Annotated in this window: 1 pseudogene; it reads left to right on the top strand. The window is 60.7% G+C overall.

Annotated elements, in window-relative coordinates:
• A pseudogene (gene groEL / locus RAD10_RS42670) lies at positions 1-224 on the top strand (chaperonin GroEL); the annotation flags it as partial.

The following is a 224-nucleotide window of genomic DNA, read 5'->3' as shown; positions in this document are numbered from 1 at the left end:
GCCATGAAGAAGGTCGGCAACGAGGGTGTCATCACCGTCGAGGAAGCCAAGTCGCTCGAGACCGAGCTCGACGTCGTCGAGGGCATGCAGTTCGACCGCGGCTACATCTCGCCCTACTTCGTCACCAACGCCGACAAGATGCGCGTTGAGATGGACGACGCCTACATCCTCATCAACGAGAAGAAGCTCTCCTCGCTGAACGAGCTGCTGCCGCTGCTCGAGGC

Source organism: Bradyrhizobium sp. 23AC (genome assembly GCF_054863025.1).
The sequence above is the reverse complement of the archived record's forward strand: the minus strand, read 5'-3'. Positions and strand labels throughout refer to the sequence as shown.